Origin of the sequence: Polaromonas sp., assembly GCF_043778355.1 — a bacterium.
In the GTDB taxonomy this organism is placed as follows: Bacteria; Pseudomonadota; Gammaproteobacteria; order Burkholderiales; family Burkholderiaceae_C; genus Polaromonas.
Genome location: NZ_JAYWHI010000071.1, coordinates 1 through 2,936, shown reverse-complemented (window position 1 = coordinate 2,936; position 2,936 = coordinate 1). Strand labels below are relative to the sequence as shown.

Here is a 2,936-nt window from a genome sequence, read left to right as displayed (position 1 = left end):
ATGCTGCGCCTGACAATTCGACGTGACGGCAAGGTGCACACCATGGAGTTTTCCAAGGGGTTTGTGCAAAACCGGATAGTCAAGACTGTGGGCGGCGTGGAAGTGTCACCGATGAAGGTGATGGGTGACACCGACAAGCGCGGCACGGAAGTTCACTTCCTGCCAGACACCGATATCTTCAAAGAAAACAACGACTTTCATTACGAAATCCTGAGCAAACGCCTGCGCGAGCTCAGCTTTCTGAACAACGGCGTGAAGATCCGTTTGAAAGACGAGCGCTCGGGCAAGGAAGACGACTTCGCGGGGGCCGATGGCGTCAAAGGCTTTGTGGGCTTTATCAACAAGGGCAAAACCGTGTTGCACCCCAACGTGTTCGCCGCGATGGGGGACCGCCAGAGCGACCAGGGCACCAACATCGGTGTGGAGGTGGCGATGCAGTGGAACAGCGGCTACAGCGAGCAAGTGCTGTGTTTCACCAACAACATTCCCCAGCGTGACGGCGGAACCCACCTGACCGGCCTGCGCGCCGCGATGACCCGGGTGATCAATAAGTATATTGACGACAGTGAGCTGGCCAAAAAAGCCAAGGTCGAGGTTACGGGCGACGACATGCGCGAAGGCCTGTGCTGCGTGTTGAGCGTGAAGGTGCCCGAGCCGAAATTTTCAAGCCAGACCAAGGACAAGCTGGTGTCTAGCGAAGTGCGTGGGCCGGTGGAAGACATCGTCAGCCGCCTGCTGCACGACTACCTGCAAGAGCGCCCGAATGACGCCAAGATCATTGTCGGCAAAATCATCGAAGCCGCCCGCGCGCGCGAAGCGGCCCGCAAGGCGCGGGACATGACACGCCGCAAAGGCGTGCTCGACGGCATGGGGTTGCCCGGTAAGCTAGCCGACTGTCAGGAAAAAGACCCTGCCGGCTGCGAAATTTACCTGGTTGAGGGCGACTCTGCAGGAGGCTCTGCCAAACAGGGCCGTGACCGCAAGTTCCAGGCGATTTTGCCCCTGCGCGGGAAGATTTTGAACGTTGAAAAAGCCCGCTATGAAAAGCTGTTGACCAGCAATGAAATTTTGACGCTGATCACCGCGCTGGGCACCGGCATTGGCAAGGGTGGTGGCGTGGGCGGCACGCCCGGCGCAGACGACTTTAATGTCGCCAAACTGCGCTACCACCGCATCATCATCATGACCGACGCCGACGTGGACGGCGCGCATATCCGCACCCTGCTGCTAACGTTTTTCTACCGCCAGATGCCCGAGCTGGTCGAGCGTGGCCACATCTACATTGCGCAGCCGCCGCTGTACAAGGTCAAGGCCGGCAAGGAAGAGCAATACCTCAAAGACACAGCCGCTCTTGACGGCTTTTTGTTGCGCATCGCGATGAAAGACGCCTACGTGCAGACCAGCGCGGATGAGACGGCGGTGCTGACCGGTGACACGCTGGCCGAGCTGGCCCGCAAACACCAGCTGGCTGAGGCTGTGATCGCCCGCCTACGCGGCTTCATGGACGCTGAGGCGCTGCGCTGCATTGCAGACGGCGTTTCATTGAACCTGGACACCGTGGCCGATGCCGAGGCTTCAGCCGTGGCGCTGCAGGTGCAGCTGAGGGCCCTGAACACCACCGGCGCCCCGGCCGAAGTGGCCGGTGAGTTCGACGTGCGTACCGACAAACCGATTTTGCGCATCAGCCGCCGCCACCACGGCAACGTGAAAAGCAGCGTCATCACGCAGGACTTTGTTCACGGGGCTGACTACGCCACGCTACAGGAAGCCGCCACCACCTTCAAGGGCCTGATCGGCGAGGGGGCCAAGGTCATGCGCGGTGAGGGCGAACGCCGCAAGGAAGAGAAAATTGACGATTTCCGGGGCGCCATGCGTTGGCTGATCGGCCAGGCCGAAAACGCCACTGCCCGCCAGCGCTACAAAGGGCTGGGCGAGATGAACCCGGCCCAGCTGTGGGAAACCACCATGGACCCCACCGTGCGCCGCCTGCTGCGCGTGCAGATCGACGACGCCATCGAAGCCGACCGCGTGTTCACCATGCTGATGGGTGACGAGGTCGAGCCGCGCCGCGAGTTCATCGAGCAGAACGCGTTGCGTGCTGCGAACATTGATATTTGAAAACTGAACCATGCCAGAGCCCACAACACGCCCCGACCTTCCCGACCACCTCTCGGCCGACCCGCGCAGCCCACACCATATCGCGGCTGCTTTTGAACACGACGTGGGCATCGTCTTCAACGACAAAGAGCGTTTTGATGTGCAGGAATACTGCATCAGCGAAGGTTGGATCAAGGTGCCTGTGGGTAACAAGGTCGACCGCAAAGGCAACCCCCTGACGATCAAGCTCAAGGGCAGCGTTTCGGCGTTTTACAAGTAACTGACCTGGCCTTACCCTTGCACTGCCAGGGCGACTTCGCATGAGCCTGATCGCCGTCATCGACTTCGAGACCACCGGCTTGTCACCAGCCATGGGCGACCGCGCCACCGAAGTGGCCATCGTGCTGGTGGAGCGCGGCCGAGTGGTAGACCGCTTTCAGAGCCTGATGAATGCGGGCGTTCGGCTGCCAGCGTTTATCACTCAGTTCACCGGCATCACCAACGCCATGGTGGCCAGCGCACCGCCTGCGGCCCAGGTGATGCTTGAGGCCAGTCGGTTTGTGAGGGGCGCGCCGATGGTGGCGCACAACGCCGCGTTCGACGCCAAGTTCTGGCAGGCCGAACTGCAGCGCGCTGACCAGAGTGCCGACCACGCGTTTGCGTGCACGCTGCTGGTGTCGCGCAGGCTATACCCGCAAGCGCCCAGCCACAAGCTCAGCACGCTGGCTGACTTTCACCACCTGCCCACATCCGGACGCGCCCACCGCGCGCTGGCCGACGCAGAAATGGCCGCCGCCTTGCTGGGTCAAATCCAGCATGACCTGCGTACACGCCATCGT

At 61.3% G+C, this 2,936-nt stretch carries 3 protein-coding genes; all 3 read left to right on the top strand.

What is annotated here, in order from left to right:
* Window positions 1-2,118: DNA gyrase subunit B (locus tag ACH2CW_RS11035; protein WP_395058023.1), on the top strand; the 2,118-nt coding region annotated here is incomplete at its 5' end.
* A gap of 10 nt (window positions 2,119-2,128) precedes the next feature.
* On the top strand, window positions 2,129-2,377 hold the full coding sequence (locus ACH2CW_RS11030) for a DUF3297 family protein (protein ID WP_395058021.1): 249 nt from the start codon (window positions 2,129-2,131) through the stop codon (window positions 2,375-2,377).
* A 40-nt stretch (window positions 2,378-2,417) separates the two neighbouring features.
* A partial coding sequence (locus ACH2CW_RS11025) for a PolC-type DNA polymerase III (RefSeq protein WP_395058019.1) occupies window positions 2,418-2,936 on the top strand: 519 nt, incomplete at its 3' end.

Coding starts and splice junctions, on each gene's coding strand:
- ACH2CW_RS11030 (WP_395058021.1), top strand. CDS start 2,129: ATGCCAGAGCCCACAACACGCCCCGACCTTCCCGACCACCTCTCGGCC.